Raw genomic sequence first — 830 nt, forward strand, 5'->3', positions numbered from 1 at the left:
ATGATTTTTGAGCCGCCTCTCCAACGTCGTCCTGGCCTAGTGCGCAATTGCGCACGGGCGCCAGGACCCATTACCCCAGGGAGCGGTTTGGCGAAGACTCGTCGCCCGGTACGCCGTCCTTTTCTGACAGATAAATCACGCGGTATGGGTCCTGGCCTTCGCCAGGACGACACCGAATGTATAGCGGCGGCGTCGCGTCATAGAGGCATAGCCGACGCGACTGCGGCGGCCGCGCGCTACCGCTTCTTCGCCGCCAGCGCGTCCGCCACTGCGGTGCGGATGTCGGCGACCGAGAACGGTTTGGTCACGACGTCATGCACCAGCGCGTTGAGGTTCGAGGCGCGCTCGCGCTGGTCGGCAAACCCGGTCATCAGCAGGATGGTCAGGTCGGGGAAATCGCGCGCGGCGGAGAGCGCCAGCGCGATGCCGTCCATGACCGGCATCTGGATGTCGGTGAGCAGCAAATCGAATGCGCCGTCCTCGCGGGTCAGGATCTCCAGCGCCTCGGCGCCATCCTGCGCGGTCACGGTCTGGTGCCCGTCCATGGCGATGGCGCGCGCCACCAGCTGGCGCATCGAATCCTCGTCGTCGGCGATCAAGATTTTTGGCATGGGACCAACCTTGGGACCAACCTCCCGTGCGGACCTTGCGAGCCTGATTACACGCTGCCGCCGGCAATGTCGCGCCGGTTGAAGAAGCGAACGTCGATATTGCGGCCCTCCGGCGGCGGGGAGGCCAGGCGCGAGCGGAAGAAGGCGCGCTCGCCGGGCCGCAGCACGGTCTGCTCCAGCACAGCATTCCAGGCATAGATTTCCGCGCCCTGCGCGTCG

The 830-nt window shown here is 66.1% G+C and carries 1 protein-coding gene and 1 pseudogene; both read right to left on the bottom strand.

What is annotated here, in order from left to right; all coding sequences use genetic code 11:
* Positions 1 to 236: 236 nt before the first annotated feature.
* Positions 237 to 611 (bottom strand): response regulator, encoded by a 375-nt coding sequence (locus tag AC1D00_RS43435; RefSeq protein WP_135176387.1) that lies wholly within the window; start codon positions 609 to 611, stop codon positions 237 to 239.
* A 47-nt stretch (positions 612 to 658) separates the two neighbouring features.
* Positions 659 to 830: pseudogene (locus AC1D00_RS43440) on the bottom strand (thioredoxin); the annotation flags it as partial.

This window comes from Bradyrhizobium sp. P2_E8, from assembly GCF_056403875.1.